The organism is Arthrobacter sp. B055-34 (assembly GCF_059090425.1).
Window position 1 is genome coordinate 172,955 of record NZ_JBNHFQ010000002.1, and the last position, 24,579, is coordinate 197,533.

29 protein-coding genes and 1 tRNA gene are annotated in these 24,579 nt (G+C 62.7%); 13 read left to right on the plus strand and 17 right to left on the minus strand.

The window, feature by feature from the left end; genetic code table 11:
* Nucleotides 1–92 precede the first annotated feature (92 nt).
* On the plus strand, nucleotides 93–935 hold the full coding sequence (locus tag AC5RWO_RS03915; RefSeq protein ID WP_498729555.1) for a GntR family transcriptional regulator: 843 nt from the start codon (nucleotides 93–95) through the stop codon (nucleotides 933–935).
* 48 nt (nucleotides 936–983) lie between these two features.
* Here the strand turns inward: AC5RWO_RS03915 and AC5RWO_RS03920 are convergent, their stop codons facing one another.
* From AC5RWO_RS03920 to AC5RWO_RS03930, 3 genes are read right to left on the minus strand one after another with little or no spacing between them, the layout of a single operon-like run.
* The gene (locus AC5RWO_RS03920) at nucleotides 984–2,420 is read right to left on the minus strand and encodes an amidase (protein ID WP_498729557.1); all 1,437 of its coding nucleotides are present in this window, start codon (nucleotides 2,418–2,420) and stop codon (nucleotides 984–986) included.
* A 5-nt stretch (nucleotides 2,421–2,425) separates the two neighbouring features.
* Complete coding sequence (locus tag AC5RWO_RS03925) at nucleotides 2,426–3,178, minus strand: maleate cis-trans isomerase family protein (RefSeq protein WP_498730075.1); 753 nt, start codon at nucleotides 3,176–3,178, stop codon at nucleotides 2,426–2,428.
* Between the two features lie 31 nt (nucleotides 3,179–3,209).
* Nucleotides 3,210–3,974, minus strand: coding sequence for a maleate cis-trans isomerase family protein (locus tag AC5RWO_RS03930; protein WP_498729558.1), 765 nt, complete (start codon nucleotides 3,972–3,974; stop codon nucleotides 3,210–3,212).
* A 159-nt stretch (nucleotides 3,975–4,133) separates the two neighbouring features.
* Here AC5RWO_RS03930 and AC5RWO_RS03935 point away from each other — a divergent pair, with 159 nt between their 5' ends.
* Together AC5RWO_RS03935 and AC5RWO_RS03940 are read left to right on the plus strand one after the other, a co-directional pair.
* Nucleotides 4,134–4,643, plus strand: a complete 510-nt coding sequence (locus AC5RWO_RS03935; protein ID WP_498729560.1) for a DUF3830 family protein — start codon at nucleotides 4,134–4,136, stop codon at nucleotides 4,641–4,643.
* A 355-nt stretch (nucleotides 4,644–4,998) separates the two neighbouring features.
* Nucleotides 4,999–5,547 carry a hypothetical protein gene (locus AC5RWO_RS03940; RefSeq protein WP_498729562.1) on the plus strand — a complete coding sequence of 183 codons (549 nt, stop codon included), beginning with the start codon at nucleotides 4,999–5,001 and terminating at the stop codon, nucleotides 5,545–5,547.
* 194 nt (nucleotides 5,548–5,741) lie between these two features.
* On the opposite strand, the gene AC5RWO_RS03945 is transcribed toward AC5RWO_RS03940, so the two are convergent.
* From AC5RWO_RS03945 to AC5RWO_RS03955, 3 genes are all read right to left on the minus strand, one after another.
* Complete coding sequence (locus tag AC5RWO_RS03945; RefSeq protein ID WP_498729563.1) at nucleotides 5,742–6,635, minus strand: ribonuclease Z; 894 nt, start codon at nucleotides 6,633–6,635, stop codon at nucleotides 5,742–5,744.
* Nucleotides 6,636–6,673: 38 nt separating this feature from the next.
* On the minus strand, nucleotides 6,674–7,141 hold the full coding sequence (locus AC5RWO_RS03950; protein WP_498729565.1) for a GatB/YqeY domain-containing protein: 468 nt from the start codon (nucleotides 7,139–7,141) through the stop codon (nucleotides 6,674–6,676).
* 442 nt (nucleotides 7,142–7,583) lie between these two features.
* Entirely contained in the window at nucleotides 7,584–8,024 is a 441-nt protein-coding gene (locus tag AC5RWO_RS03955) for an ester cyclase (RefSeq protein ID WP_498729567.1), read from the minus strand.
* A gap of 251 nt (nucleotides 8,025–8,275) precedes the next feature.
* Here AC5RWO_RS03955 and AC5RWO_RS03960 point away from each other — a divergent pair, with 251 nt between their 5' ends.
* From AC5RWO_RS03960 to AC5RWO_RS03975, 4 genes are all read left to right on the plus strand, one after another.
* Nucleotides 8,276–8,554, plus strand: a complete 279-nt coding sequence (locus AC5RWO_RS03960; protein WP_498729569.1) for a YciI family protein — start codon at nucleotides 8,276–8,278, stop codon at nucleotides 8,552–8,554.
* Between the two features lie 152 nt (nucleotides 8,555–8,706).
* A complete protein-coding gene (locus tag AC5RWO_RS03965) occupies nucleotides 8,707–9,183 on the plus strand; it encodes a PGPGW domain-containing protein (RefSeq protein ID WP_498729570.1) in 477 nt (158 codons plus the stop codon).
* 400 nt (nucleotides 9,184–9,583) lie between these two features.
* Nucleotides 9,584–10,030 (plus strand): hypothetical protein, encoded by a 447-nt coding sequence (locus tag AC5RWO_RS03970; protein WP_498729572.1) that lies wholly within the window; start codon nucleotides 9,584–9,586, stop codon nucleotides 10,028–10,030.
* A 1,392-nt stretch (nucleotides 10,031–11,422) separates the two neighbouring features.
* Nucleotides 11,423–11,920, plus strand: coding sequence for a potassium channel family protein (locus tag AC5RWO_RS03975; protein WP_498729574.1), 498 nt, complete (start codon nucleotides 11,423–11,425; stop codon nucleotides 11,918–11,920).
* Nucleotides 11,921–12,009: 89 nt separating this feature from the next.
* On the opposite strand, the gene AC5RWO_RS03980 is transcribed toward AC5RWO_RS03975, so the two are convergent.
* Together AC5RWO_RS03980 and AC5RWO_RS03985 are read right to left on the minus strand one after the other, a co-directional pair.
* On the minus strand, nucleotides 12,010–12,162 hold the full coding sequence (locus tag AC5RWO_RS03980; protein WP_498729575.1) for a hypothetical protein: 153 nt from the start codon (nucleotides 12,160–12,162) through the stop codon (nucleotides 12,010–12,012).
* 129 nt (nucleotides 12,163–12,291) lie between these two features.
* Nucleotides 12,292–12,492 carry a hypothetical protein gene (locus AC5RWO_RS03985; RefSeq protein ID WP_498729577.1) on the minus strand — a complete coding sequence of 67 codons (201 nt, stop codon included), beginning with the start codon at nucleotides 12,490–12,492 and terminating at the stop codon, nucleotides 12,292–12,294.
* Between the two features lie 358 nt (nucleotides 12,493–12,850).
* On the opposite strand from AC5RWO_RS03985, the gene AC5RWO_RS03990 reads away from it, so the two are divergent.
* The gene (locus tag AC5RWO_RS03990) at nucleotides 12,851–13,375 is read left to right on the plus strand and encodes a hypothetical protein (protein ID WP_498729578.1); all 525 of its coding nucleotides are present in this window, start codon (nucleotides 12,851–12,853) and stop codon (nucleotides 13,373–13,375) included.
* Nucleotides 13,376–13,471: 96 nt separating this feature from the next.
* Here AC5RWO_RS03990 and AC5RWO_RS03995 read toward each other — a convergent pair whose 3' ends face one another.
* Nucleotides 13,472–14,116 carry a response regulator gene (locus AC5RWO_RS03995; protein WP_498729580.1) on the minus strand — a complete coding sequence of 215 codons (645 nt, stop codon included), beginning with the start codon at nucleotides 14,114–14,116 and terminating at the stop codon, nucleotides 13,472–13,474.
* A complete protein-coding gene (locus AC5RWO_RS04000) occupies nucleotides 14,110–15,522 on the minus strand; it encodes a sensor histidine kinase (RefSeq protein WP_498729581.1) in 1,413 nt (470 codons plus the stop codon). The genes AC5RWO_RS03995 and AC5RWO_RS04000 overlap by 7 nt, the downstream gene beginning before the upstream one ends.
* Nucleotides 15,523–16,015: 493 nt before the next feature.
* Here AC5RWO_RS04000 and AC5RWO_RS04005 point away from each other — a divergent pair, with 493 nt between their 5' ends.
* Entirely contained in the window at nucleotides 16,016–16,423 is a 408-nt protein-coding gene (locus AC5RWO_RS04005) for a hypothetical protein (RefSeq protein ID WP_498729582.1), read from the plus strand.
* Between the two features lie 765 nt (nucleotides 16,424–17,188).
* Nucleotides 17,189–17,476: a hypothetical protein gene (locus AC5RWO_RS04010; protein ID WP_498729583.1), complete on the plus strand. Its 288-nt coding sequence runs from the start codon at nucleotides 17,189–17,191 to the stop codon at nucleotides 17,474–17,476.
* Between the two features lie 650 nt (nucleotides 17,477–18,126).
* Here the strand turns inward: AC5RWO_RS04010 and AC5RWO_RS04015 are convergent.
* Nucleotides 18,127–19,581, minus strand: coding sequence for an SNIPE associated domain-containing protein (locus tag AC5RWO_RS04015; protein ID WP_498729585.1), 1,455 nt, complete (start codon nucleotides 19,579–19,581; stop codon nucleotides 18,127–18,129).
* A 224-nt stretch (nucleotides 19,582–19,805) separates the two neighbouring features.
* Nucleotides 19,806–20,990 carry an RtcB family protein gene (locus AC5RWO_RS04020; RefSeq protein ID WP_498730076.1) on the minus strand — a complete coding sequence of 395 codons (1,185 nt, stop codon included), beginning with the start codon at nucleotides 20,988–20,990 and terminating at the stop codon, nucleotides 19,806–19,808.
* Between the two features lie 379 nt (nucleotides 20,991–21,369).
* Here AC5RWO_RS04020 and AC5RWO_RS04025 point away from each other — a divergent pair, with 379 nt between their 5' ends.
* The gene (locus AC5RWO_RS04025; RefSeq protein WP_498730078.1) at nucleotides 21,370–21,612 is read left to right on the plus strand and encodes a DUF4113 domain-containing protein; all 243 of its coding nucleotides are present in this window, start codon (nucleotides 21,370–21,372) and stop codon (nucleotides 21,610–21,612) included.
* On the opposite strand, the gene AC5RWO_RS04030 is transcribed toward AC5RWO_RS04025, so the two are convergent.
* The 5 genes from AC5RWO_RS04030 to AC5RWO_RS04050 all read right to left on the minus strand — a co-directional run bounded on the left by AC5RWO_RS04030 (nucleotide 21,609) and on the right by AC5RWO_RS04050 (nucleotide 23,130).
* Nucleotides 21,609–22,049, minus strand: a complete 441-nt coding sequence (locus tag AC5RWO_RS04030) for an ester cyclase (protein WP_498729586.1) — start codon at nucleotides 22,047–22,049, stop codon at nucleotides 21,609–21,611. The genes AC5RWO_RS04025 and AC5RWO_RS04030 overlap by 4 nt on opposite strands.
* Before the next feature lie 185 nt (nucleotides 22,050–22,234).
* Entirely contained in the window at nucleotides 22,235–22,447 is a 213-nt protein-coding gene (locus tag AC5RWO_RS04035; protein ID WP_498729587.1) for a hypothetical protein, read from the minus strand.
* A 107-nt stretch (nucleotides 22,448–22,554) separates the two neighbouring features.
* Nucleotides 22,555–22,659, minus strand: coding sequence for a GatB/YqeY domain-containing protein (locus AC5RWO_RS04040; RefSeq protein ID WP_498729589.1), 105 nt, complete (start codon nucleotides 22,657–22,659; stop codon nucleotides 22,555–22,557).
* A gap of 106 nt (nucleotides 22,660–22,765) precedes the next feature.
* Nucleotides 22,766–22,933: a hypothetical protein gene (locus AC5RWO_RS04045; RefSeq protein ID WP_498729591.1), complete on the minus strand. Its 168-nt coding sequence runs from the start codon at nucleotides 22,931–22,933 to the stop codon at nucleotides 22,766–22,768.
* 124 nt (nucleotides 22,934–23,057) lie between these two features.
* Nucleotides 23,058–23,130, minus strand: a tRNA-Ala gene (locus tag AC5RWO_RS04050).
* Between the two features lie 157 nt (nucleotides 23,131–23,287).
* Between AC5RWO_RS04050 and AC5RWO_RS04055 the strand changes: the two genes are divergently transcribed.
* Nucleotides 23,288–23,794 carry a hypothetical protein gene (locus AC5RWO_RS04055; protein WP_498729593.1) on the plus strand — a complete coding sequence of 169 codons (507 nt, stop codon included), beginning with the start codon at nucleotides 23,288–23,290 and terminating at the stop codon, nucleotides 23,792–23,794.
* Between the two features lie 279 nt (nucleotides 23,795–24,073).
* Nucleotides 24,074–24,544: an Lrp/AsnC family transcriptional regulator gene (locus tag AC5RWO_RS04060; RefSeq protein WP_498730079.1), complete on the plus strand. Its 471-nt coding sequence runs from the start codon at nucleotides 24,074–24,076 to the stop codon at nucleotides 24,542–24,544.
* Nucleotides 24,545–24,579 lie beyond the last annotated feature (35 nt).

Consider the following 24,579-nt stretch of genomic DNA (forward strand, 5'->3'; position numbering starts at 1 on the left):
ATTGTTGACAATCCACATTCGTCAAGCGCGACGACCTAGAATGGTCGTGATGACAGTAGGGAATGGTCAACAATCGACGGAGGGCTTCCAACATGCCTGGACTTGACGATCTGGCGGCGTTGGAAGAGCGTCCCACCGCTGTGCTGATCGCCAACCGGCTGCGGAACCGCATCATCAATGGCTCCTTCGAGCTGGGCGAGCAGGTCACCGAAGCGGCCATCGCCGCGAAGCTCAAGGTGTCCCGCGGGCCGGTACGCGAAGCACTCCAGCGGCTGAGCCAGGAGGGCTTGCTAGTGGGCCACCGGAACCGCGGTGTCTTCGTCCTGGAACTCACGCCGAAGGACGTCCATGAGATCTACGCTGCCCGACGCGCTGTGGAAACTGCAGCTGCGGCCGAAATAATCGCGGCCGGCGACAAGACCGTTAAACAGGCGGCACGGAAGCTGACTACCCTCGTCCGGAAACTGCCGGATGCCGTAGCGGCCCGGGACTGGGCCAAGGTCGCAGAACTTGATCTGCGGTTCCACGAAACACTCGTGGCAGCCTCAGGCAATTCCCGGCTGTCACGCATGTTCGTCACCCTGGCGGCCGAGTCCAGAATCTGCATGGTCCACGTCAAAATCTCCTACCGCAGGATCGACATGCTGGTCGAAGAGCATCAGCAGATGATCGATCTGCTTGCCGCCAAAGACGCCGATGGCCTGTATGCCGCCATCGTGAATCACATGGATACAGCGACGGTGGATCTCACTGAGTCCATGGAGGAAATGCTGCGGCTGCAGGAAGCAGACATAACAGCTCCCGACGCCGAAGCGCCTTCGCCTGACGGACAGACACCTAGTCGCGATGGGAAGACACCGGCCGGAGCGGCGGCCAATCCGGCCGCTGTTTCCAAGCCCGACGCCGCAGCAGTCCCGGCGCCGGCCAGCGCCTAAGCACTCCGCCGGTTGAACAGTCCGTCAGCTGAACGCTCCGGCGCCGGACTAATCCCGTCGCTCCCCTGCCACGAGCACCGGCGGCCGCCCGAATTCCCCGCGCGCCTGCTCATACGCCGCGGCAGCCCGAAGCACCAGCGCGTCGGCGTGCCGCGGGCCCACAATCTGCAGCCCTACAGGCAGCCCTGAGGCAGTCAGACCGCACGGCACGCTGATGGCCGGCTGCTGGGTCATGTTGAACGGGTACGTGAACGGGGACCACTGCGCCCACCGCTTCAGGCCGGATCCCGGCGGAACTTCACAGCCGACGTCGAACGCCGGAATCGGCATGGTCGGCGTGACCAGCAGATCATACTGCTCGTGGAAAGCGCCCAGCCGCTGGCCCAGCTTCGCCCGGACGGCGTTGGCGTCCAGGTACTGGTCCACGGTCACCGCGTGGCCCTGCCGGCAGACCTCCAGCAGCCCCGGGTCCAGCTCGTCCCAGCGCGCCTCGTCATAGGCACGGATGACCTTGCCAGCCCCGGCGAACCACAGCGCATGGTACTCGTTGATCGGGTCTTGGATGCCCGGATCGGCAGGCTCGACCTCCGCGCCCAGCGTGGCCATCAGGTCCACAGCCCGGGCCACCAACCGCGCCACTTCCGGATCAACATCAGCGAAACCTAGGTCGGGGCTGAAGGCGATCCGCAGCCCCTTGATGCCGTCGTGCAGCCCCTCTGTGAAGGACTGCCGCGGCGGCGCCAACGCGGACCAATCCCGCGGATCGGAGGCGGCGAGCACATCCAGCAGCAAGGCATTGTCCAGAACCGTCCTCGTCATCGGTCCGGCGTGCGCCAGCGTGCCGTACGGCGTCGGCGGGTACAGCGGAATGGTGCCGTAGGTCGGCTTCAGACCCACAATCCCGGAGAACGACGCCGGAATGCGCACCGAGCCGCCGCCGTCGGTCCCCACGGACAGCACGCCCATGCCCAGTGCGACGGCGGTTGCCGAACCGCCGGACGAACCGCCGCAGGTCTTGGACGCATCCCACGGGTTCCCGGTGTTGCCCGTCAGCGGATTGTCCGTCACGCCCTTCCAGCCGAACTCCGGCGTGGTGGTCTTGCCGACAAACACGGCACCGGCCGCGCGCATCGCGGCGACCACCGGGGCATCCTCGTTCCATTCCTGGTCCGGGCTGATCAGCTTGGAACCGCGCAGCGTCGGCCAGCCCTTGGTCAGCAGCAGGTCCTTGATCGAGGTCGGCACGCCGTCCAGCGGCCCGGCCGGCTTGCCCGCGGCCCAGCGTTCCTCCGACTCCCGTGCTGCCGCCAGCGCCTCATCCTCCGCGACGAGGCAGAATGCGTTGAATTCGGCGTTGTGCGCTTCGATGCGCGCCAGGCTCGCCTCAGTGACCTCGACCGGCGAAATTTCCTTGGTCTTGTACCCCTGGAGGAGTTCCGCCGCGGAGAAGTCGGCGAGCGCCGTCGTCGTTGTTTCGGTGGTCATGGTGATCAGCTTCCTGCCGGAATTCGGATGGCTTCGGTGGAGCGGAACAGGCTGCCCAAGCCGCTGAAGTTCCGCAGCAGGCCGGCGATGCGCAGCCCCTCCCAGACGGTGACCTGGTTGGCCGTGAGCACGGGCTTGCCGACGGCGTCCTCGAGTTCGTCGAGCCAGGCCAGCGAGTGCATGGCGGTATCCGGGATCAGCACCCCCTCCGCTTCGGGACGGTCGGCGGCCGCGGCCATGCGGGCAATCTCATCCAAGCCCATCAGGCCCACCTCCCCCGCCGTCGCTATCCCGCTGCTGCCCAGATGAACGACGTCGATGCTTGCGTCCGCGAGGAAGCGCCGGAAGTGCCGGGCCAGGTCTTCGGGGTAGCTGGCGGCAATGGCCACGCTGGACAGGCCGAGGTGCTTGACCGCGTGCGCGAAGGCCAGCGAGGTCGAGGATGCCGGCAGGCCCAGGTCTTCGCCGATCCGGCGGGCCTGCTCCTGCGCGCCCTCCCAGCCGTACACGAAGGAGCCGGAGGTGCAGGCCCACATCACCGCGTCGGGCTGGTAGGCCGCGGCCCGGCGTGCGCCTTCAAGCAGGTTTGCCGAACTGCCCACGCTCAGGAGGGTGTCCACCGTATGGAGCACGTCGCCGCCGGCCGTCGTGACCACCGGCAACCGAAGCTGGCCGGCAAGGCGTTGTTCCAGCCGGGGGAAGTCGTCCTCGGCTCCGACTCCGGGGTAGAGCAGTCCGATGGTGGGCACTCGGGTCATGTTCTGCACCTGCTTTCTTTCCTTCGGTGTTCTATCGTTCAGTAGGGTGGACGGCCAGGAGCCGCTGCCCCGGCCCCACCGGCGCCAGGCCAAGATGGTGAAGGGCGGCCCACATGACGGCCTGGTTGGCGGTGATGATGGGCTTGCCGAGCAGGCGCTCCAGCGGCTCGATCAAGTGGTAGGTCGGCAAATTGGTGCAGGCGACCACGATCGCCCCGGCATCGGGCCGGTCCGCGGAAACGATCAGTTCGGCTGTGTAGGAGTAGGGGACCTTCCAGATCTCGCCCGACAACCCGAGCATCGAGACGTGCCGGACGTCTATCCCACCCTCATTCAGGAACTTCACGAAGCATTCGGTGACGGGTGCTGTGTAGGGCGTGGCGACGGCGATGCTGTGCAGATCGAGTGCCGCCAGGGCCTTGAGGATGGCGCCGGAAACGGTGAGGACATTGGGCACGCCGTAACCCTGCACGGCCGAAACGAATTCCCGTTCACCCTGCAGGCCATGGATAAAGCTGCCGGAGGTGCAGGCGTAGATATAGCAATCGGGTGATACGGCGCTGATCCGCCAGGCCGTATCGGCAACGATGTCCGGCCGGCTCACAAGCTCGGCCTGTTCGACGCCGACCAGGACAGGCTCGAAGGGCGAGCGCGCGAAATAGAGGTCGGCGCGACCTTCGGCCCAGCGCGCCATCTCATGATCCAGGGCCATGTCGTAAGGGGCGACAACGCCGATTTTGTTCAGCACCAGCGGTCCTGCCGGGACAACACTTGCGTAGCTCGCAATTGAAGTCATTTTCCCCTCCCCACACATCCAGCAATGGTTGATTGTTGACAATCGTAGGGCATGATCGGCTACGCTCGCACTAAGAATTCGAGGAAATTTTTTTGTGTATTTTTCTGCCGCCGTTATTACGTTGTGATGGCTGGCGGGAAAGCGAACAAGGAGGATCAGGTGGCGCGGTTTATCAAGGTTTCGCTGGAGCAGCGGCAGGTCTCCTGCATTGCCAGGCTGCTTGATGAAGAGGCTCCGCGGACGGCAGCAGCAGTATGGGATGCGCTGCCACAATCCGGCCAGGTCTTCCACGGCAAGTATGCGCGCAACGAGATCTACAACCTGCTGCCGGCGTTCGCGCCGCATGAGCCCGGGCCGGAAAACACCACCATCACCCCGATCCCCGGCGACCTGTGCTACTTCACCTTCAACGCGGACATCCTCCACACCCCCGCATACGGCTACAAGGACGACGATCGGGTCCAGACACCGGAAGCGATCATCGACCTGGCGTTGTTCTACGGCCGCAACAACCTGCTGATCAACGGGGACCAGGGGTGGGTACCGGGAAACGTCTTCGGGACCGTGGTCGAAGGACTCGAAGAAATGGCCGCTGCCTGCCAGAGCATCTGGATGGACGGAGCGCGCGGAGAGACGCTGACGTTCTCGCGCCACGAGCCCACCAGCTGAGGTTTGAACGGGCCCCCAATCTGCGGGAGTGGCCTGCCAGGCTCGACGGGCCTGGCGGCTGAAGTAAATACCCAATTTCGGGGTTGTAGGCGAGTTATCGCAGGCCTACTGTTACAGACACACCGCAGAAGCACGGTGTAGGGGCAAGCTCTTTGGGGAGGGCTTCACCAGTTGAAGCAAACTGGAACTGTGTACGATAACGAGCCGGTCCGGGTGATGTCGCGACCGGTCTTCGCACAACATGAAACGGCACGCCAGGATGCGCGGCCGGGGGGCCTGTGCCGTATTTAGGGAAACGAGGCGAACGCCCGAGGGGTTCGCTGTGCCCGGCAAAAACCAGGAAGTAAAAGTCATCATGAAAAAGTCAGTAACTTGGCGCGTGTTTACTCTGATCACAGGCATGTTGCTTGGACTCCTCGCAGGACTGGGATTTGCAGCACCAGCCAGCGCAGACACCGGATCCGCCACCGTTGCGGATGGGCCAGATAAGGACCGTCGGGGCGACGACGGCCGGGGCCACTACGACGACGACGACAATCGGCGTGACTGGGACGACCGGCGTGACAACGGGCGTGACTGGGACGACGACAACGGGCGTGACTGGGACGACGGCGACAATGACGACGCTGAACTAGATATCGAAAGGATCCGGAACAGGGCCGTCGAGGTCACCGGCGAGAACTACGAAGACGACCAGAGGGTAACCGTCTACCTTTTCCGTAACGGACATTTCGTGGAGAAGGACCGCGTATGGCTCGACGACGATGAGGAAGACTTCACCGTCAAGTTCCGCGACCTACGTTGCGGCCGCTATGTGGCCTTCACCCACAGTGAAGAAGAAGGCTGGGTACGTAGCGACGACTCGGTCCGCATTTGTAACCGTGATCGCGACGGCAAGCATTAATTAGGATCAACAAGAAGCACGGCGTCAGGCTGTGCGTGGAGGGCCGGCTCGTCCCGGTCCTCCACTTCGCGCTCCGCTGCCTGCGGATATAGCCGGACCCCGGCAGCTGGGGCGAGCTGTCGGGGTCCGGGGCCTTTGACCATCTGGGGTCTCTGACCACTAGTTACTTTCGTATACGAGGCTTGGAAAAACCTCTAAGCAGATTGCCGCCGTCGCTTGGGGAAGGCGATCCGGTCAAAGTCATTTGCGGCTTGGACAACTGCTCCGCCCGCCTGCGCCCGCGCCTGTTCCGCCAGCGGGCCAACGTCGACATAGCGCGACGAGAAGTGGGTCAACGCCAGCAGCCCGACCCCGCCGGCAGCCGCTAGGGCACCTGCTTGTCCGGCGGTGAGGTGGCGGTACTGGGCGGCCAGCTCGGCGTCGTCGTCGTCAAACGTGGACTCGGCCACCAGCATGTCGGCGCCGGCCGCCAGTTCCTCGGCACCCGCACAAGGAGCCGTATCCATCACGAAGGCGAAGCGTTGGCCAGCCCGTGGGACACTTACGTCCTCCAGGCTCACGCCGCGCAGCTTCCCCTCGCGCTGCAGCCGTCCGACGTCGGGCCCTGAAATTCCGGTAGTTGCGAGTCTCTCCGGCAGGAGGGTCCGGCCATCAGGCTCGACGAGCCGGTAGCCGTAGGTTTCGATGCGATGATGCAACGGCCGCACCTCGAGTCCCGGCGCGATCGGCCCAGCCTCCGTGTGCGGATGCAGTCGCAGATCGATGCCCGGGGACGAAACGGACACCAGCGCTTTGACAACTTCCTCGCCGGAGGCCGGATAGTGCAGGTGCACCGGGTGGGCGACGCCGTCCAGCGCCATGCGCGACAGCACGCCGGGCAGGCCATAGCAGTGGTCGCCGTGGACATGGGTAAGGCAGATGCGCGTGATCTGACCGGCGGAAACACCGGCATGGATCATCTGCCGCTGCGTGCCCTCCCCCGGATCGAAGAGCAGCCCCTCGCCGTCCCAGCGCAGCAGGTACCCGTTGTGGTTGCGGGTCCGCGTAGGAACCTGCGAGCCAGTGCCGAGGACAACGAATTCACGCATGGAACAGAGTGTGCCACTTATCGGTGGCGTGCGGGCAGCTACTGCGCGAGACGGGTGCGGACGATCTCGCTGACAGCCTTGCCGTCGAAACGGCCGGCGACCTTGGCAGTGACCGGCTTCATCACCACGCCCATCTGCCGCATCGAGAGCTCGGCGCCGTCGGCCTTGAGGCTGGCTATGACCTCGTCCACGATGGCCTCCACGTCAGTTGCCGTGAGCGGCTCCGGCAGGTAGGCCTCGATGATCTCCGCTTCGGCAATCTCGGCGGCAGCGCGGCTGTCCTGTCCCGCTTCCCTGAAAGTATTGGCGGTGTCGCGGCGCTTGGCTGCTTCCTTCTGCAAGAGGGCAGTCACCTGGGCATCATCCAGTTCCATGGGTGTCTTGCCCGACTTCTCGCGCGTCGCGATCTCCCCCAGGACATTGCGCACGGTCGTCAAAGCAACCTTGTTGCCAGCCTTCATATGTACGACGACGTCAGCCTGGAGCTGTTCTTTGAGCCTGGTCATAGTGTTCCTCGATTCGATAGCCGAACGTATCCTGCCTCCACAATAAGTCCTCCTCGCGCTTAGTCTTTGCGACCCGGCTTCGGGAACAGCTGACTGCGGCAGCGCCCAACGTGGTGGCGCGCAAAGAAGCCCCGGCCGAATGCGACCGGGGCTTCTTCTAACTGCTCGGAGGAGATGTCCTAAACCGCCGAAACGATCCAGATGATCAAGGCAATGGCTGCCAGGACGCCTACGATGGTCCAAATAAGATTGCTTCCACGCATGTTGCTTCCTCCATTCTGTTTGTACTCCCCATTATTTGCACAGGAGAAACGTTTTAAGGGGGGAACGGCAATATCCGCTTGGTGGCTTGCCTCACGACAGCCGGTTATCCGGCGCCGCCTGCGCAGGCAGTCTTGCCCGCCCAGGCGAACTTGTGACGAACTGCTCCTGGTCAAAGCGGCTAGAGGGTTCCGGGATCAGGTTCCGGCAGAAGTCCCAGCTGCATCATGAAATCAAGCTGGTCCCAGTAGAAGTGGTGGGAAGTTATCAGGCCGCCTTCGGCTCGGGCAACATCACAGCTTCTAAGCCTCAGCTGCCGGCCAGTCGGCGGCACAGTCTCACCTGAGGGCGTGTGCATTTGGCCGGTGTGGGTCCCGATGAAATATCCCTCGTCGATTGCGACGCTTCCAGCCTCGTGCCTTTCAATAGACTCGTAGACGGCGTCCGGAAACGCCTCTGTCAGCTGCGACATGTAGCTGCGGATAGCGTCACGTCCGCTGAGTTCGCCCTGGTCAGGTGTAACGGCCACCGCATCCTCCGCGTAACAGGCAGCCAACGCCGCTAAATCCTTCGACGTCATGGCCGCGGTCATCCTGTCCATGATCTCCCGCACCTCACCCATGGGTTCCTCGCTCCCGGCCCTACCGCATGCGCTCGGGCCACTTGCTAGCATGGCGCCTTTCCTGCCGGCGCCCGTTCATTTCTAGTACACGCCCGGGATCAGGGCAGGTCAATGGGGCGGCGTCCTGCACGAAAGGGACCAGTGCCATGTTCGCCGGTCCTTCACCCGCAAGCGTCCAGGCAGCCCTTGACGAGATGGCATGCGCGTAGATGATCTTCCGTGCTACCTAAGCCGCCGGTAGGATCGCGTCCATGGAATACGTCGTAATGTACAGCCTGCGTGATGGCATCGACCTCTCGCACATTATGGAGACGTTTCCCCGTCACAAGACCTACTATGAGGCTTTCCGTGCCGACGGCGGCGGACTCATTGCTCTCGGCCCGTTCCAGACCGCCGATCCTGCCGGCGCCTCGATGGGAATCTTCACTTCGCGGGAGGAGGCTGAACGTTTCTTCGCCGATGATCCGTTCGTCACCGAAGGTCTTGCAGAACCACGAATCCTCGAGTGGGACGTTGAACGCTTCGAATAGGCGGCACGTCCTGGCCGACGCCTGCTGTCTCAGCCTCCTCCAGTACAGGATTGAGCTCTAGCGACGGGCAGACCTGGCGGGCAAGGCTTCTTCTCCGGACCGATTCGGAGCCTTCTGCTCTGCAGACGACGCACACATGGGAGGATTTCCCCATGGGGAGAAGGATCAATGCCATCCCGCTTTGGCTGCGGCGGACCGGCGTCGAAGTGCTCGGCTGGACCCTCATCCTTATTGGTGTCGCAATGCTCGTATTGCCGGGCCCGGGCCTGCTCGCAATCGTGAGCGGCCTGGTAGTGCTGTCGCTACACAATGTTTGGGCAAAGAATCTGCTTGCCCGGGTCAAGACTCGTGCGACCAGCATAGCGATGGCGGAAGTGCAAACGTGGCCCCGTATACTAGCAGGCGCCATGGGCGGGCTGATGGTTGTTGCCGCAGGGGTCGTATGGACTGTCCGACCATCCATACCGGACTGGTGGATGTTCGGTGAGCAGTGGTGGTTTCCCGGAGGATGGGGCGTCGGACTCGCCTTGATCTCCTCCGGCCTGATAGCACTGCTCATCCTCTTTTACTGCTTTCGCAGGTTCCGCCAGCCCCGTTCCTCGTCACCCCGCGGGGGAGCAAACCCATAGGCATCCGCCCCTTGCCAGGGCAGGGATCGGTTTCAGCGCCGATGTCTTTCCGGATGACGAAGGCGACCGCGACGCGCATAGCGTCGGTTCAACCTTGGCCGCACCGTTCCGGATGCCGTGCTGATCCAGCTGTTCGTCTCCGAGGACCTCATCGGCCAGCTGGAGGCCCTGTCAGAAGGTCGCCAAAGAAAGGCTCCTCCCCCGGGACACCTCCGGCATCACCGGTTTCGGGCTTCACTGCGCCCGATTTGGGAACCTGCCCCTGACCCTGGCCCTGTGAGAGGGATTGAAGAAGCTGGCACGCGGGCCGCTGGATTTGGGCAAGGAGCTCAAAGCAATTGGGGGCTTGTTCGAGGGCCTGAGCCTCCCAACGGTCCTGGTTCCCGGCTAGGCTGCCGTCATGACAACGCGTGCCCTGCCCTTCGCCACCACGGCCATCCTGCTGCTGTCGTTGACGGCCTGCGTGGGTGGCGATTCCGCTGAATCCGCAGGCCAGCACGAGACCGATCCGGGCACGTGGGCACAGGAAATCCTCGGGGAGGGTTTGTGGCAGGGCGACGGAGTTTCGGCTGGCACCGGCGGCATTGCACCGGGCGCAGACGCCGGATTGACCCTCTCACCACAGAATCCCGGTTGGAACAGCATCACCATGGCATGCAAAGGCCCCAGCTCCATGTCGGTGAAGATCACCGGGTCCGACGGCGAAATCAGCTCAGGCATGACTTCCTGCGGCACGCCGGTTACCACCACGGTGGAATTGCCCGCAGGCCGGATCGACATAACAGTGGCTGCGGTAAACGCCAAGGGGATGTGGGCCCTGGCCATCGCGTCAACGGAAGCCCCGTAGGCACAGACCTCGCTGCGACCAGGTCATCTTTGCCCTTGTCAGGGCACCCCAGTATCGGATGACTGGGGTTTTTGGATGCAACCATTCGCCTTCCAGCGAGCAAGAATAGTTACGGCGGAGAGCACGGGAAGCAGTCTCGAAGCCGGCTGCAGCGACTGGTTGGGGCGGCCGCACCTGTGGCCGGGGGAATACCCGGTAACCGCAGCAGTACAGTGAAATGGCTTGAAGTGAGTAGGTCTGGGGAGGCCTGACTTCAGGCCATTTCGCATGTCCGGGTGCCGGGGCGGGCGGCCTCCCCAAAGACCTGCCCGTGCCCCGCACCGGATGAGCCGAGACGAGCCGGCCGCTGACAGTCCTGCACTCCCCAGCAGCCCGGACCCCGGCTTCAACTCTCGTCATCTGCTGGTCCAAGAGTGGCCGGGCAACCTCAAGGCTTCCGCAAGGCCACCTCAAGATTGGCTCAAGACGCGAGGCTTGCCTCACCGCCGACTTGTCCCTCTCACATTTTTCCAAGTCAGGGCCCATATTGTCCTGTTGACGGCCCCGCTTGAATGATGACCAGGCAGCGCCGCCGCCTCTCCTTTGGGAGGGATGAAGGCATTGCCCCGGGAAACGCCCCCAACTCCCGGGGCAATGTCTTGGTTTTGGTGCGCGTACACATGATTTTCCCAAGCTGCCGCACGTACACTTCAGAGTGGACGGGGATAGCCGGTTGCATGGGGGTGCGGCCGGCACTCCACCCCGTTCCACTCCCTGTCGAGACGCCCGTCGTTACTGGCCGGCGGATCTCTCTCTGAACCAGCAAAGTCGTCCTAAGCGGCCTGTTCGTTCTGCGGGTCCTTCGTGATGATTCGGGTAACCCGGTGGGGAGATTCTTTACTTGAGTGAAAAGCTGGTCCGGTTCACCGATCCGACATCGCCGGCGTTCGGCATCTCGTCTTCCGTGGCGGTCGGAGCCCTCACACTCGTGGACCCTGCCAGACTGCAAGGCAGGGCGCGTATCGCCGTTCACGCTGCCACCACCGCTGTCACCGGTTGGACCGTCGCAGCCACCATAGACCGCGACAACACCGTGCGGAGGCCCCTGAAGGCGGTCGTCGGCTTGGCTGCCGCGGGCGCGGCCATGGCCTTGGCCGATAAATCCGACCAGCTGGACGCATGCATGGTCCAGGCGCTTCGCGCCGCCGGGTCACGGCACCCGAGATGGTGGCTGGCCGCCGAAGCGTCGGCGCTTATGTTCGGCTCCTACCTGGCGGACCGGAACACGAGGGGCGCAGAAACAGCACATCTGATCATTGCCGTTTGGTTCATCTTCACGATCGACTACTTCGTCAGGTTTGCCCTCGCCCGGCACGCTGGAAATGGATCTTCCGGCACCTGCATGACCTTGCCATGGTGCTGCTGCCGGCCCTGCGTCCGCTGCGGCTGCTGCGCCTGGTTACGGTCATCAGTGTCCTGCAGAGCGCGGCCGGGAACGCGCTGCGGGGCAGGGTGATCACCTATGTGGTTGGCTCGTCCGTCCTTCTGGTCTACGTGTCCTCCCTGGCGATGCTCGATGCCGAACGCGGTGCCCCCGATGCCACTATTACCTCTTTCGGGGACGCCTTGTGGTGGGCCGTTGTCACGATCACCACGGTCGGGTATGGCGACTATGCGCCGGTCACTTCCCTGGGCCGCGTGATAGCGACAGGACTGATGATCGGCGGTATTGCCCTGGTCGGCGTGGTCACGGCAACCCTGGCATCCTGGCTGGTCGAGAAGGTGTCCGCGGAGGAACAGCGCGGCGTGCATGAAACCGCACAGGCACTTGAGGAACTCCGTAAGGAGATCGCAGCACTGCGCAGATCGGAAGCGGTGGATTCGCAGGAGGACACGGGTTCAGCCCGATGATCAAGAGGGACCAATGCCGCATCAATACTGCCCGTCGTAGCTGTCCCTGAGTCCTTGTGCGGTAAACTTCCAACCCTCGATGCGTTCGTTCAGATCGAACTCTGCCGTTGACCTGCCGAGCTCATGAAGAGTTCCATCTCTGCCTGCAGGAAAGCGGCCATGTTCTCGGCATAGGAGATCAGGCCCCTAATTTGTTCCGGCTCCAGCGTGGGCGTTTCCGGCACCGAGGGCATCTCAATCATGGCCAACATCCTGTCAACTGCGCCTTGCTAAGAACAGGTGTCGAGTCGGAGCCTGCGGGTTGGGAAGACGTAGGCTCCGGCTCGACCGGCCGTTCCTTCGGGGAACCGATGCTGTTGCAATGGATATGCCTAGTGTCCAATCCATTCACCAGGGCGGTAAGCCCTGTCCGAGGGGCACCTGTACCCCTCGTTTTCGGTGGCGTTACGCCCGGTGGTTGCGCGTGAAGGAGGCTCATCGTCGTTGAGCACGACTCTCACCATGTGCAGGATGACCTCGCTCTGGCGTGCGGTCAGCCCGTTGGCCAGCTCCGAGAGCACAAGCGGCTCCATCTCCCCTAGAGGAATGCCGGCCGCTCCTTGGCAGCTGGACCCTCGGGCGTCTCGTCGTCGCCCGTGCCGGCGGCCGCAGCGGTACAGTACATGTCTCCCATGGCCCGTGCACAACTGCGAAGGAGCGTTTAGGTATTTGAACGCCTGAAGGGGGTCCAACCGTCGCTTTTCCGACCTACCCTGAATACAGGCAGGCCAGGGTTTGCCGCACGGATCGGTAGAGCACATCCATCGTTACTGATCGATTCAGACGGCTGCGGGAACCGCAGTCGAAACCACAATTTGGCAGCGGATGTCTTCATCCCTGCCCTTTCACATCCAGGACACCCGCATCAGGGTATGAGCATTGGGGATAACAATGAACAAGGGAATTCTGACCGGCATCACGGCGACAGCCTTCGCGGCAACCTTGGCGCTGGCGGCACCGGCAACCGCGGCAGTCACCTTCGATCCGGCCACCGGCGAAGGTTTCGTTGGCAAGGGCGACGTGCAGACGGCGTTCGCATGGAACAATCATCAGCTGCAGGGCAACGCCTCAGGCCTCTCGTTCACGTACGAGTCGGAAGCCACTTACGACGCGGTCTGCCAATGGGTGACCGGGGAAGGGACGAGGGGCGAAAAGACGCACACGGTGTCACAGAAGAAGAAGTCTTCACTGGAGAGCACCATTACCCATGAGGCCCGCGCCAAGAACCAGATCACCGGTTTCAAGCTCGCCGGGTTTGGCGCGACAACAACCACGGGCACCGTTCCTACGGTGGGAGAGACTTGCCCTGGCCAGGGCAAGAACGGCACATACATTTCGGTGACGGAAGTTAGCAGCGAAAGCGGTGGCCTGTACGTCAACCACACGGGTCTCGGGCTGTCTTCACTGCTTCAGTAAAAGCCCCGTCGTCCGAAGGCCATGGCCTACGGCGGCGAACAAAGCTCCCCGGTGAAGGATCCCGCGGCTCCCGGCCGCGGGATCCTTTGCGATCCGCTACTCCTTGAGGATATGGAAGGCGCTCTCCCGGTCCTTGACCCGAAGTTTGCGCAGGACCGTCGAGACATGGACGCGGACCGTGGTCGGGGCGACGAACAGTTTGTTGGCGGCATCCTCGGTGGACAGCCCCTGGGCAAGAAGCTCCATAACTTCCCACTCCCGCGGGCTCAATTTGGCTGCTGCCGCCGATTTCCGACGCAGGATTCTTCGGCTGGGGGCTCTAAACTCCTGCAGGATGCGTGCGACGAGCGCCGGTGACATCGCGGCTTCGCCGGAGAGCACACCCCGCAGGACGTCGGCCAGGGTGCCCGGGTCCGTGGTCTTGAGCAGGTACCCGGACGCTCCCGCCCGCAGAGAGTCGAAGAGATCCTCGTCGTCGTCGGACTGGGTGAGCATCACTACGGCGGCCTCGGGCACTGTCCGGGTGATCTCCTGGGCGGCGTAGATTCCGTTGCCGGGCATGTTGATGTCGAGCAATGCGACGTCGGGACGGTGCTCTACAGCGAGCTGGATCGCTTCCTTGGCGGTGGCGCCTTCCGCGCACACTTCCCAGCCGTCCGCTTCCAGTGCTTGGCGGACCTTCCCGCGGATCCGCGCGTGGTCGTCAGCAAGCACGACCCTGAGTTGGGGCTGGGCTACCATGTCACCGTCACCACGCTTCCTTCTCCCGGCCGCGACGTCACCTCAAGGGTCCCGGGCAGGGTTCGTGCCCGGTCCTGCATGCTGATCAAACCATAGCCCGCGTTCGCGCCCGTCGCGGCAGCGACATCAAAACCCGTGCCGTCGTCCTGAATGATCAGGCACCGTCGGTCACCGTCCCTACACAGGCGCAAGCGCAGATGTTTGGCCTGGCCGTGGTGCACCGCGTTGGCCGCGGCTTCCCGGGTGATGCGCAGCAGCGTGTGTTGCTGCTCCCTGCTGGCTTCAATGGAGTCATCGACATCGGTCTCCAAGCGGACCTGGTATCTCTGGGACAGCTCCCTCCCTGTCCGGCGCAGGACAAGTTCCAGGGGGTCATCCCCGCCACGGCCGAGGGCATGCACCGCGGCGCGGGCCTCGTCCAGCGCCCGATCACAGGCCGCGAGGATCCGGCCCCTGGCCGGGAGGTCTGAGGGAAGGGCATGGCCCTCCATTCGCAGCAGTGCGAGTTCCTGGATGGTCCCGTCGTGCAGTTCGCGGGCGAGCCGTCGCCGGTCCTCTAGCACAGCCAGCCGGGAGTAGGCGTCCCAGTACTGCCTGATCTCACGGGCAGCCCCGATCAGCAGCAGCACGTAGAAACCGGTCCGCAACAGGTCGCCTGTGTAGAACCAGTCTGAGTACAGCGAGGGGAACAAACCGTAGTTGACGCGGGCGAAGCCGGCCAGGGCGCAAGCCGGGCCGAGCCACCGCAGCAGCGGGTCGATACGGCCCGCCGCGCGCACGGTAAAGGCGATGGACGCCACGAAGAAACACAGCCCCGAGGCGCCTTGGGCGGCTAGGAAAAGCGGATGGACGGAAAGCAGCGTAGGAGACGCGCCCGAGTTGACCGACAGGTCGAGGGCCATGGGCAGCTGAAACCCCACGGCCCACAATACCGAGGACGTCACTACGACGACTGCCGCGGGCACGAACACCGCCCACCACCCCGACTTGACCGGCGCCTCCCGCGCCGGGCTGACCAGCGCCGCGGCCATGAGAAGGACCGCGCCGAAAAGCCTGAGCGTCAAAGGCAACCAGACATCGAGGACGCTGTCGCTGCCTTCGCTCAAGGACTCGGTCACCCAAGACAGGCCGGTCCCGGTGACCGCCAGGAGCACGAGGCTTTGAGTGAGTAGCAGGTCCTGGAGCTTGCGTCGACGCACGAACCGGCCGCCCAGCAGATACGCCACCAACAGGGCAACGCAGGCATCCACCGAGTCCACGACCAGGTGCAAAGACGGACTGCGGTAGCCGAACAGCACGTGCGGACTCCACAGCACGAGGCTGGTCACGATGACGCCGGCAGCCCAACCGGCCGCGGTTAGCCGGACGGCACGCCGAAGACTCACCTCATCGAGGCGGTCGCCCACCCTCACCACATCAAAAAGGGAAGGGCTTCGGTTACGGGGCTCACTTCACACCTTCTTCGTCCGCAGTGCCAGGCAACCAATCGTGCCGCTTCCGGCTTCGGAAAAGACTAGGGAAGGAAAAGGCCGAGCTTGATCCATGGCCAAACAACGCAGACTGCCCGGCTCCGCCTGTTCACCAGAAATAATCCAAAGGATCTACCTGTGTCGGCCAGGTACACCTCGATGAAGGCGCGGTTCGGGTCGTCCCCTTCGACTTGAGGCCGGTAGCTGAATCAGGCAGCCAGCAGTTGCCGACGACCTAGTCCCACGCATCAACGATTTCGGTGTCTGTCTCGAAGGGAAGTGCGATGTCGGCAACACCGTGGCGTCTGGAATCGATGACGATGATTTTCCATGCTCTCTCCTGTGTCAGATGTTCATTTTGCATGTGTGCGGAGGCTACTGAAACCGCGCCCATCGGACGGTATGCTGAGGCCACGATTGAGGGGGAGAGATGCACGGACGCACAGATCAGGAATGGGACGAGCTGGTTCGAGAGGGCCACAGGTTCCTGCAGGAGAGGGCAAAGCTGGGCAGGGAAACTAGCTACTCTGACCTGAACGCGGCGCTCCACCGCCGGACCGGTTTGCGCGAATTCGACTTCCACCATCCTGAGGAGCGCGCTGCAATGGGGCATCTCCTCGGCCAGATCGTCGAGGTCGACATGGAAACCAACCCGTGCATGATCTCTTCGCTGGTTATCTATCTGAACGAAAATGATGCAGGGAGTGGGTTTTACCAGTTAGCTCAGGACAAAGGATTGCTGAGCCAGGGAGCGTCGAAGGACGAGAAGATCGGCTTCTGGATCGGCCAGATGCAGGGCACGTACGACCATTACAGGGGAAGTCGTTCCTGGCGCTAGACAATAGTGCTTGCAGCCGATTCGAACGACTCCACGGTCACGGTATGCGTCCCGCGCCGCCCCGTCCATGTACGGAACAGGCTGGCCGCATCCCTGTGAAGGACAGTCTTACCGGGAGGATGAACGCGAACCCCGTCGCGAGGATGTACGGTCGGGATTCCGGCCGCGCCACCTCGGACTGGAGCAGGTTATTGTCCTGCTCCAAGAACTGCTTGAACCTGGGGATGTCGCCAGGTGGCCGTCGTCCTGCACAGCATCCAGATGCTCGGCTACGGAGGCATTGAGTCTGGCGGCGTCCTCCCATACCCGGTCGAGCTCCTGGAGTTCTTTCTTGCTCCGACCCTCACATGCTTTGAGCAGGGCGAGGATCTGACCGCGGTTCAGGGGCCGGACGACGGATGTTGTGCGGCCTGAGATGGCTCCGAGCCGGGGATCGATGGCTTCCATGCTGCCCGTTCTTCATCGTTGCGCCGTTATATACACGGACAAAGATATATATACGGACAAAGACAGGCCGGTCCACTGCGGAAACGGAGCTCCTTCAGGGCGGACATTTCTGTGCGGCCGCAAGTAGACCTACCGGCGATGAAGTGCCGGCAATGTTGTCTGGTTCCGCTATTGCCCGTGGGCCCTGAACGGTTCCTACTGGTGGGAGGAGCCAGAATCGCCGACATGGCTTGAGGCCACAAGGCTGTGGCAACTCAAGGGCCTGTATCCATGGCGGCGGCTGACGAGGCTCCAGTAATCAAATCATTGGAGGTCATTATGTTCGCTCGAGTCAGCACTTACGGAGGCGGCCAAAGCGGTTCCAGCGGACCAGCACAGGATCTCGTCAAGCGGGTGCTGGAAATCCCGGGCTGCCGGGGCTTCTATTTCATGAACGGGAAGGAGAACGGCAAATCTTTGTCCATCGCGCTGTACGACACGGAGGAAAACCTAGCTGCAAGTAGGGAGATGGCGAACCGCCTTCGCTCTGAGGCAAGCAGCTCCCTGACACTGGAGATCCTCGACGTCGAAGAGTACGAAGTCGTCACTAATGAGCTCAACGGCTAAACAGATCCACACAGTCGGCCGATAGCCGGTCGGGCATGAAAAAGCGGCGGAAAGATCGTTCTCCGCCGCTCCCGTTATTTCGAAGCAGGCCGCCCGTCGGGAATCGAACCCGGCCGGTCCGAAGACCGGTAGTGACCTGCAGGGTAAGGGAGGTTAAGAAAATGACACTCTCAGCTAAGCACTTCTCACCCGTCGGCTAACTCCGGGAAGCCGCTCTCTGCGGGCCTCCTTGTCTATTGCTGGTAATTGAATCCGGGCCCCGTCATAGGATGATCCAATCGAGGACCAATGGCGGGGTGAGCGCCCCGTACTGCCCCGGCCCCTCCACCTCCCGCGCGATCCTCAGTCTGCTTGTTCGTCGGGCCAGCTGAGCATCCCGAGCCTGTTGAGGGCTGCGGCCAGTTCAGTGAAGTGTGCGCGTCCTTCCCGAATCGGGTGAGGTAGCGGGCGTTTACCTCCGCAAGTGAATTCGACGCGCAGGGTGTCCGCGTCCGGGTCTGGGCTTTCGGGGTCTCCTCTATAAAGCGCACGGGTCCTCTTTCCGTTGATTGTCTTGAGGACTATGTGCAGGGACAGAGGCACACCCTTCTCCGCACCGGGCCTGTGATCGGGGCACAGACAGACGCACCGGCCGACGGGAGATGGAACTCTCAGACCTTCTCGACCAGTTCGCCTCTGCTGAGGTGGAACTCTTCGGCTGTATAGCCGGTCGTGAATTCGACGACTTCGACCCGGTGCTCCTTGAGCACCTCAAGGACCTCGGAGGGCTTGACGTAGAAGAACTCCCGGCGGGTGTTGATCTTGTTCACCCGATGCTGTGCGAAGGTGCGGTGCAGCATGGCCTCCACCTCGACGGCGTCCTCGGCGAAGAAAAGGGCGTGGATGTCGAAGGTGAACGGAACCGAGGCATCGCCGAGTTCACGGACCCGGTCCATCGGCTCAAGCCGCCGGGTCATGCCGATCTTCACCATGTTCTCGCCAAATGCCCCCACGTTGGAGATCACGTAGACGTAGCCGGCGCGTATGTTCGCAGCTCGGTAGTCGACGTCGGTGATGGCCCTTTCAGCGTCCTCGATCAGGGTCCGCATCCGTTCGGCACCATCTATGTCTCCGTTGGCTTCCAGCGCTGCCAAGGTTGCCTGGTAGTGGCTGAGCTCTTTCTCCAGCTTCTCCTTGGCCTTGGCCAGTTCCTGCTCGACCTTGCGCTGTTCGCGTAGCTCCTCGCGGTGGGCCCGCTCGGCTTCCTTCTCTGCTTGGAGTGCCTGCAAGTGCCTCGCGGCCAGGGACATCTCGTCCAGGCGCAGCCGATGGTACTTCGGGGAGACTTCCAGGTTGATCATGGTGCCCTGCTTCACGATCTGCTCGCGGGCCTTCGAAAGCCGGGCCTGGGCGGTTTGCAAGTTGCCGGCTTTCACCGTTTTGACGCAGTTTTCGGCTTCGGCGTTGTAGGCGCGCAGCATGATCTGCGACATCTGCGCGACGAACTTCTGGCCCTGCCTGGCTGAATTGTTGAACGTGAAGTTGCTCGTCGCTGTGACAGCACGCTTGTTGCGGGCCGTGTCCTTGATCTCCGCGCGGACTCCCTCGAGCTCGGCGGCCAGCTGGGCTGAGGATTCGGCAGGGTGAGCGTAGTCGTAGAGCCCGAAGTCCTGCAGTACCGCGTGGTCGCGAGCGGTGACGAGGTCACGTTGCGCTGCATCAAGCTCGGCCCGCACAGCGGCCAACTGCTGTTGAGCAGCTGCACCCTCATTCTGGATTTGCTGCCGGAGCCCAGCCAGCTCGGATTCAGCCTGCTGCTTGAGCTCGGTCAGCTCTGATTCGGCCTGCTGCTTGAGCCGGTTGACCTCGTCCAGGTCTTTGAGTCCGTGTTCGTCGATGAGCGCCTGCAGCCGCTGGTTTTCGGCCATTTCCTCCTCGGCAACTTGTCGGGCATTGAAGAAACCGAGCTTGCGCTGTTTCTGCGGCTTTTCCGCTTCCGGCTCAGCTTGGGCGGCGGGTTGCTGCGCTTGGACGGGCTGCGTGTGCTCGGTCCACTGGATGCCGTCCCACCAGCGGACGACGGCAGGGTTTTGACCGTCCGGGTACCAGCCTGCAGGTGTGCTCATGACTCCCCCATTTGATGCATCGTTGTACTGACTATCAATGCCTATCACTTTTGGCAGGCATTGCAAGAGGGCTGTGGCCGAGTGCTTCCGCAACAGCCCTCTTGCATAAGACTGGCCTCGCCTTCGTCCTGCCTAGGATCAGGAGCAGCAGAAGACACACGCCGCCGAGGATGGCGACGTGTGTCTTGATCAGCTGGTCCGGCATCTACCTGGACTCGATGCTGTCAGCCCTTCACGCAGAGGACCGTGCGCAGGTGCTGGACGACGTCGACCAGGTCCTTCTGGGCGTCGATGACACTCTGGAGGTCCTTGTATGCGCCAGGGATCTCATCCACGATCGCATGGTCCTTGCGGGATTCGACCCCCGCGGTCTGGGAGATCAGGTCATCGACCGTGTAGGTGCGCTTGGCTGCATTACGCGACATTTTCCGGCCTGCTCCGTGGGAGGCGGACTGGAATGACGCGTCGTTGCCGCGACCACGCACAATGTAGGAGCCGGTGCCCATCGAGCCCGGGATGAGGGCGAGGTCGCCCTTGCCCGCCCGGATGGCGCCCTTGCGGGTGACGAGCATGGTCTCGCCGTCGATAATCTCTTCGGACACGTAGTTGTGGTGGACGTTGATTTCCTCGCCGAAAGTGACGTTCGCCGAGCCGAAGTGCTTGCGGACCTGTTCCTTGAACAGCGCCATCATGATGGAGCGGGAGCGGGCCGCGAAGTCCTGGGCCCACCAGAGGTCACGCCGGTAGGCGTCTATTTCAGGGGTGCCGGCCAGGAACACGGCGAGGTCTTTGTCGACGATGCCGTTGTTGTGGCTCAGACCTTTGGCGATCTCGATGTGCCGTTCCGCGAGTTCCTTGCCGATATTCCGCGAACCCGAGTGCAGGGTGAGCCAGAGGGCGCCGGCTTCGTCGACGCACACTTCGATGAAGTGGTTGCCGCCGCCGAGGGTGCCGAGCTGGTGGTGGGCGCGTGATTCGAGCTTTTGGACCCCTCCGTGGAGGTCCTTGAACCCGTCCCAGAACGTCTTCATTCCGCGGTCGAGACCAAGGCGCTTGAGGTTCACTTCGTGCTTGTGGGCGTTGAACCCGACCGGGATGGCGGCCTCGATGGCAAGACGGAGACCATGCAGGTTATCCAGGTCGCTCTCGGTCAGGGAAGTCTTCACGGCGGATACGCCGCAGCCAATGTCGACGCCGACGGCCGCCGGGGAGACCGCCTGTTTCATGGCGATGACAGACCCGACCGTAGCTCCCTTGCCCAAATGGACGTCGGGCATAACTCGCACGCCTTGAACCCAATCGAGAGTGGCAATGTTGCGCAACTGCTGGAGCGCAGCGGGCTCGACCTCGTGCTCATTCGCCCACATGTGGACCGGGTGCTTGGTGCCTTTCAGCTCTACTGGAAACATAATCTCCATCTTTCCTTGTACCCCTATGTCGAGTATGCGCCGCCGGGGAATCCGGCGCACGGCCGGATGCCGCACTCTTGTTGGGGGAACAGGCCGGGATCGAACCGGCTCCGGGAGGCCTCCCGCGATTAACCAACCGGGATGAATCTAGTCATAAATGCTCCGTGTACTCACGGGATTCTTCTCTATGGACGAAGCAATCATCGAAGCCGGAGAAAGGATACCGCCCATCTCGCGCAGGTCGTCATGGCATTCTGGGCCCTTGATGAGAAAGGGCTCTTAGCTTGGTGTGCGCCTGGCATTCCTCCTCTCAAAGGCCGCCATCGCCGCCCTGGAGCCCCGCATCGAGGATGGAATTCCCTAGGCGCGTGCCGGCGTGATGCTCACCGACCTGTCCCGGGCCGGGGCACAGCCACAGTTCGAGGAGTTCGTCTCGGTGCACCAGCAGCGGAGCATTGGCGACATCCTGGGGCAAATCAAAGACAAGTATGGCGCGACCAGCATCGGCCTCGGCCGGGCGGGGATGATGGAGACACCGCCGGACTGGACGATGGCGCGCCGGCACCGGTCGCCGCGTTACACCACGGACTGGGACGAATTGCTGCTCGTGAAGGCGGGTTAGTGAGTCTCCTGACCCGGTTCCGGAAGCAGACCCAGCTGACTCATAAAGTCCAGCTGGTCCCAGTAGAAGTCATGGGAGACTACCAGGCCGCCTTCGACGCGGGCAACGTCGCAGCTCCTCAGCCTCAGCTGCCGACCCGTCGGCGGGAGACTCTCCCCCTGGGGCATCTGCAGCTGGCCTGTGTTTGTTCCGGTGAAGTACCCTTGGTCAATAGCGACGTCCCCTGCCTCGTGCTGCTCCAAGGGTTCGTATCGTGCATCGGGAAAAGCCTCAGCCATCTGCGACAGGTAACTGACGATGGCATCGCGTCCCCTGATTTCGCTTTGGTCCGGCGCGGTAGCCACGGCGTCCTCGGCATAGCAGGCAGCCATTGCAGCGCTGTCCTGCGACATCATGGCCGCGGTCATTCGGTCCATCACTTCGCGTGCCTCACCCATCGGTGCCTCCCTTCATCAGGCGGTCCGCGCGGGGTGCGGTCGGGCCGCTTCCTGAACGCGCCTTACGGCCGGCGCCGTTCATTTCCAGTAGACTCCCGCGCTCACTGCTAGTCAACGAGTTTGCACCCGACATGAAGACGGAGCCCGGACCGTAGCCCCGGCTCCCTTGTCTACCTCCACGGCTCTTAAGCGGACAGCCGTTCGCGCACCGGGGCCGACTGGTAGAACTCAGTCGTCTGGAACATCCTGAGTAGATCCAGGCTCTTGTCGGCTACTTCTTCCGAAACATCCATGTTCCAGACGAAGTAGCCGATCGACCCCAGAATTTCGAGCTCGGTCGCGGTGAGCCCTGCCCCCTGGACTTTCCGCGAGTAGCGCTCCAACGGTAGGGCCATCATTTACCTTTCAATGAGCGTGTCGGCGGGTTCGCAAAGGGCCGATGTCGACGCCACGATGCGGCAGGAGGGCCGCGGCCAAACCGTGCCCTCCTGCACAGGGCTGCCTATCAGGCGGACAGCCGGCTCCGGACGATCTCTCTGATGCCCTTGCCGTCGAAGCGGCCAGCAACCTTGGCGGTGACCAGTTTCATGATGAGGCCCATCTGCCGCATGTCAATTCGGCACCGTCGGCCTTGAGCCGGGGAGGGACTCATCTACGATGCTGCCGGCTTCGGAGGCATGTAGCCCTTCGGGCAGGTAGACAGCGATCACTTTCTCCTAGGCGTTCTCGGCGGCAGCCCGGTCGTCTTCGCCGGCGTTGTTGCAGATTTCTGCCGTCTCGCGTCGCTCGGTCGCTTCCTTCTGGAGCATGGCCATGACCTGGGCGTCGGTCAGTTCGAATGGCGTCTTGCCGGCCTTCTCGCGGGCAGCTTGTGAAGAAGTCATCGACACCACGACAAAGCTGCCGCAGATGACGTTACCGTGGTGCCATGACAATGGCACTTGAGACCAGCCAAAGAGGCAAAGTGTGGGATCGCCCTCCGGAAGAGGCAAAAATCCCCGTCAATAGTGGAGCTTAGGGGAATCGAACCCCTGACCTTTTCATTGCGAACGAAACGCTCTACCAACTGAGCTAAAGCCCCGTGCCACTGCGTTCGATCATATGGCGGCTGGCGGCTTTGGAACAAGCTGAGGCGTCAAAAACCTTTACGCGGCCGCAGTACACAGCCGGCAATAACGAATCGGGAGCACTTCTCCCGCGACCGCGATGGCACGGGACAACAGACCTAGAATCTGGTCATGGACGACAAAGTGCTCAAGGCCGTTTACACGGTCTTCCTGGGGGTCATTCTCGCGTTGTTCGTCGGTCTCGGGGTCCGCACCTTCTACCCGCCGCCTGAGATGCCGGAATTCCCCATCGAATTGTCCGTCCCGATAAATACGGAGCCCACGGATGAAGAGCTGGCCCAGCAACAGGAGGCCCAGCAGGAATACGAGATCGCGAACCGTGCCTGGATGGAGGAAAACGAAGCCTACAACCGCAATGTCACCACGGTGTCGCTGGCTGCATCGGTGGTGATGCTCGGGCTCAGCCTACTGCTTGAGAAGCGGAACAGGGTTCTGGCCAACGGCGTGATGCTGGGCAGCCTCTTCACCCTGATCTACAGCATCTTCCGCGGCTTCCTGTCCGGAGACACCACGCTCACGTTCATCACGGTGACCATTGGACTAGCCATCGTGCTGTTCCTTGGTTACCGCCGGTTCTTCCAGCCTCGGGCCCAGACTCCGGTGGAGGCCTCCGGCTGACCCCCGCCCATCCAGTGCACCTAAACAGCAAGACCCCTGTATCTGCCAGGATCGGCGGATTCAGGGGTCTAAAGCTATGTGAACAACAAGGTCGGTGCCTTGCGGGCTCCTTTGACAGGTTCGCGGCGGGTTGTGCCGTTTCTCCTGCACCTCACGGGCACTTGCTTGTGGCGCGGCCCGTTCTGGAATCCATTTCAACAGGGCTCGGACAATCCGTGCAATAGTTGGTTTATTAGTTGGTCAAACTGATCAAAGTAAGCAGGCTTGACAGGACAGGAAGTGGTCATTTTGCAGCAACTCGACCAGACGGACCGCAAAATCCTCCTTGCCCTCGACGAGGATCCCCGGATTCCCGTCATGCTGCTCGCGCAGAAGCTCGGGCTGGCCCGCGGCACGGTGCACTCCAGGTTGGAACGCTTGGCTGCCGCCGGCACGCTGCGTCCGAATTCGGCCCGGGTGGTTCCCGAAGCTGTCGGACGCGGAGTCACGGCCATGGTCAGCGCCGAACTGGACCAGAGCAAGCTCAATGACGCCGTCGACGCCTTGCGGAACATTCCGGAGGTGCTCGAATGCCACGCGCCGGCCGGAGACACCGACCTGCTGCTGCGGGTGGTCGCAAAGAGTCCGGACGACCTGTACCGGGTCAGCGAGGAAATCCGGCTGTGCCCGGGCATCACCAGGACGTCCACGCAGATGTTCCTGCGGGAGGTCATCCCCTACCGCATCACGGGTCTGCTCCACGAAGAGTAAGCCGGTGGGCGAGCCGCCCGGCGGAAGGCCTCGGG

What these genes read in the sequence shown, in the direction of transcription:
- AC5RWO_RS03990 (WP_498729578.1), top strand. Translation starts at nt 12,851, where the DNA reads ATGAACAAGGGAATTCTGACCGGCATCACGGCGACAGCCTTCGCGGCA.
- AC5RWO_RS03975 (WP_498729574.1), top strand. Translation starts at nt 11,423, where the DNA reads ATGGTGCTGCTGCCGGCCCTGCGTCCGCTGCGGCTGCTGCGCCTGGTT.
- AC5RWO_RS03940 (WP_498729562.1), top strand. Translation starts at nt 4,999, where the DNA reads ATGAAAAAGTCAGTAACTTGGCGCGTGTTTACTCTGATCACAGGCATG.
- AC5RWO_RS04040 (WP_498729589.1), bottom strand. Translation starts at nt 22,659, where the DNA reads ATGCGGCAGATGGGCCTCATCATGAAACTGGTCACCGCCAAGGTTGCT.
- AC5RWO_RS04035 (WP_498729587.1), bottom strand. Translation starts at nt 22,447, where the DNA reads ATGATGGCCCTACCGTTGGAGCGCTACTCGCGGAAAGTCCAGGGGGCA.
- AC5RWO_RS03920 (WP_498729557.1), bottom strand. Translation starts at nt 2,420, where the DNA reads ATGACCACCGAAACAACGACGACGGCGCTCGCCGACTTCTCCGCGGCG.
- AC5RWO_RS03925 (WP_498730075.1), bottom strand. Translation starts at nt 3,178, where the DNA reads ATGACCCGAGTGCCCACCATCGGACTGCTCTACCCCGGAGTCGGAGCC.
- AC5RWO_RS03950 (WP_498729565.1), bottom strand. Translation starts at nt 7,141, where the DNA reads ATGACCAGGCTCAAAGAACAGCTCCAGGCTGACGTCGTCGTACATATG.
- AC5RWO_RS04055 (WP_498729593.1), top strand. Translation starts at nt 23,288, where the DNA reads ATGGACGACAAAGTGCTCAAGGCCGTTTACACGGTCTTCCTGGGGGTC.
- AC5RWO_RS04030 (WP_498729586.1), bottom strand. Translation starts at nt 22,049, where the DNA reads ATGGGTGAGGCACGCGAAGTGATGGACCGAATGACCGCGGCCATGATG.
- AC5RWO_RS03985 (WP_498729577.1), bottom strand. Translation starts at nt 12,492, where the DNA reads ATGGAGCCGCTTGTGCTCTCGGAGCTGGCCAACGGGCTGACCGCACGC.
- AC5RWO_RS04025 (WP_498730078.1), top strand. Translation starts at nt 21,370, where the DNA reads ATGCTCACCGACCTGTCCCGGGCCGGGGCACAGCCACAGTTCGAGGAG.
- AC5RWO_RS03965 (WP_498729570.1), top strand. Translation starts at nt 8,707, where the DNA reads ATGGGGAGAAGGATCAATGCCATCCCGCTTTGGCTGCGGCGGACCGGC.
- AC5RWO_RS04020 (WP_498730076.1), bottom strand. Translation starts at nt 20,990, where the DNA reads ATGTTTCCAGTAGAGCTGAAAGGCACCAAGCACCCGGTCCACATGTGG.
- AC5RWO_RS03915 (WP_498729555.1), top strand. Translation starts at nt 93, where the DNA reads ATGCCTGGACTTGACGATCTGGCGGCGTTGGAAGAGCGTCCCACCGCT.
- AC5RWO_RS04005 (WP_498729582.1), top strand. Translation starts at nt 16,016, where the DNA reads ATGCACGGACGCACAGATCAGGAATGGGACGAGCTGGTTCGAGAGGGC.
- AC5RWO_RS03995 (WP_498729580.1), bottom strand. Translation starts at nt 14,116, where the DNA reads ATGGTAGCCCAGCCCCAACTCAGGGTCGTGCTTGCTGACGACCACGCG.
- AC5RWO_RS04045 (WP_498729591.1), bottom strand. Translation starts at nt 22,933, where the DNA reads ATGACTTCTTCACAAGCTGCCCGCGAGAAGGCCGGCAAGACGCCATTC.
- AC5RWO_RS03980 (WP_498729575.1), bottom strand. Translation starts at nt 12,162, where the DNA reads ATGATTGAGATGCCCTCGGTGCCGGAAACGCCCACGCTGGAGCCGGAA.
- AC5RWO_RS03970 (WP_498729572.1), top strand. Translation starts at nt 9,584, where the DNA reads ATGACAACGCGTGCCCTGCCCTTCGCCACCACGGCCATCCTGCTGCTG.
- AC5RWO_RS04015 (WP_498729585.1), bottom strand. Translation starts at nt 19,581, where the DNA reads ATGAGCACACCTGCAGGCTGGTACCCGGACGGTCAAAACCCTGCCGTC.
- AC5RWO_RS03955 (WP_498729567.1), bottom strand. Translation starts at nt 8,024, where the DNA reads ATGGGTGAGGTGCGGGAGATCATGGACAGGATGACCGCGGCCATGACG.
- AC5RWO_RS03960 (WP_498729569.1), top strand. Translation starts at nt 8,276, where the DNA reads ATGGAATACGTCGTAATGTACAGCCTGCGTGATGGCATCGACCTCTCG.
- AC5RWO_RS04010 (WP_498729583.1), top strand. Translation starts at nt 17,189, where the DNA reads ATGTTCGCTCGAGTCAGCACTTACGGAGGCGGCCAAAGCGGTTCCAGC.
- AC5RWO_RS03945 (WP_498729563.1), bottom strand. Translation starts at nt 6,635, where the DNA reads ATGCGTGAATTCGTTGTCCTCGGCACTGGCTCGCAGGTTCCTACGCGG.
- AC5RWO_RS03930 (WP_498729558.1), bottom strand. Translation starts at nt 3,974, where the DNA reads ATGACTTCAATTGCGAGCTACGCAAGTGTTGTCCCGGCAGGACCGCTG.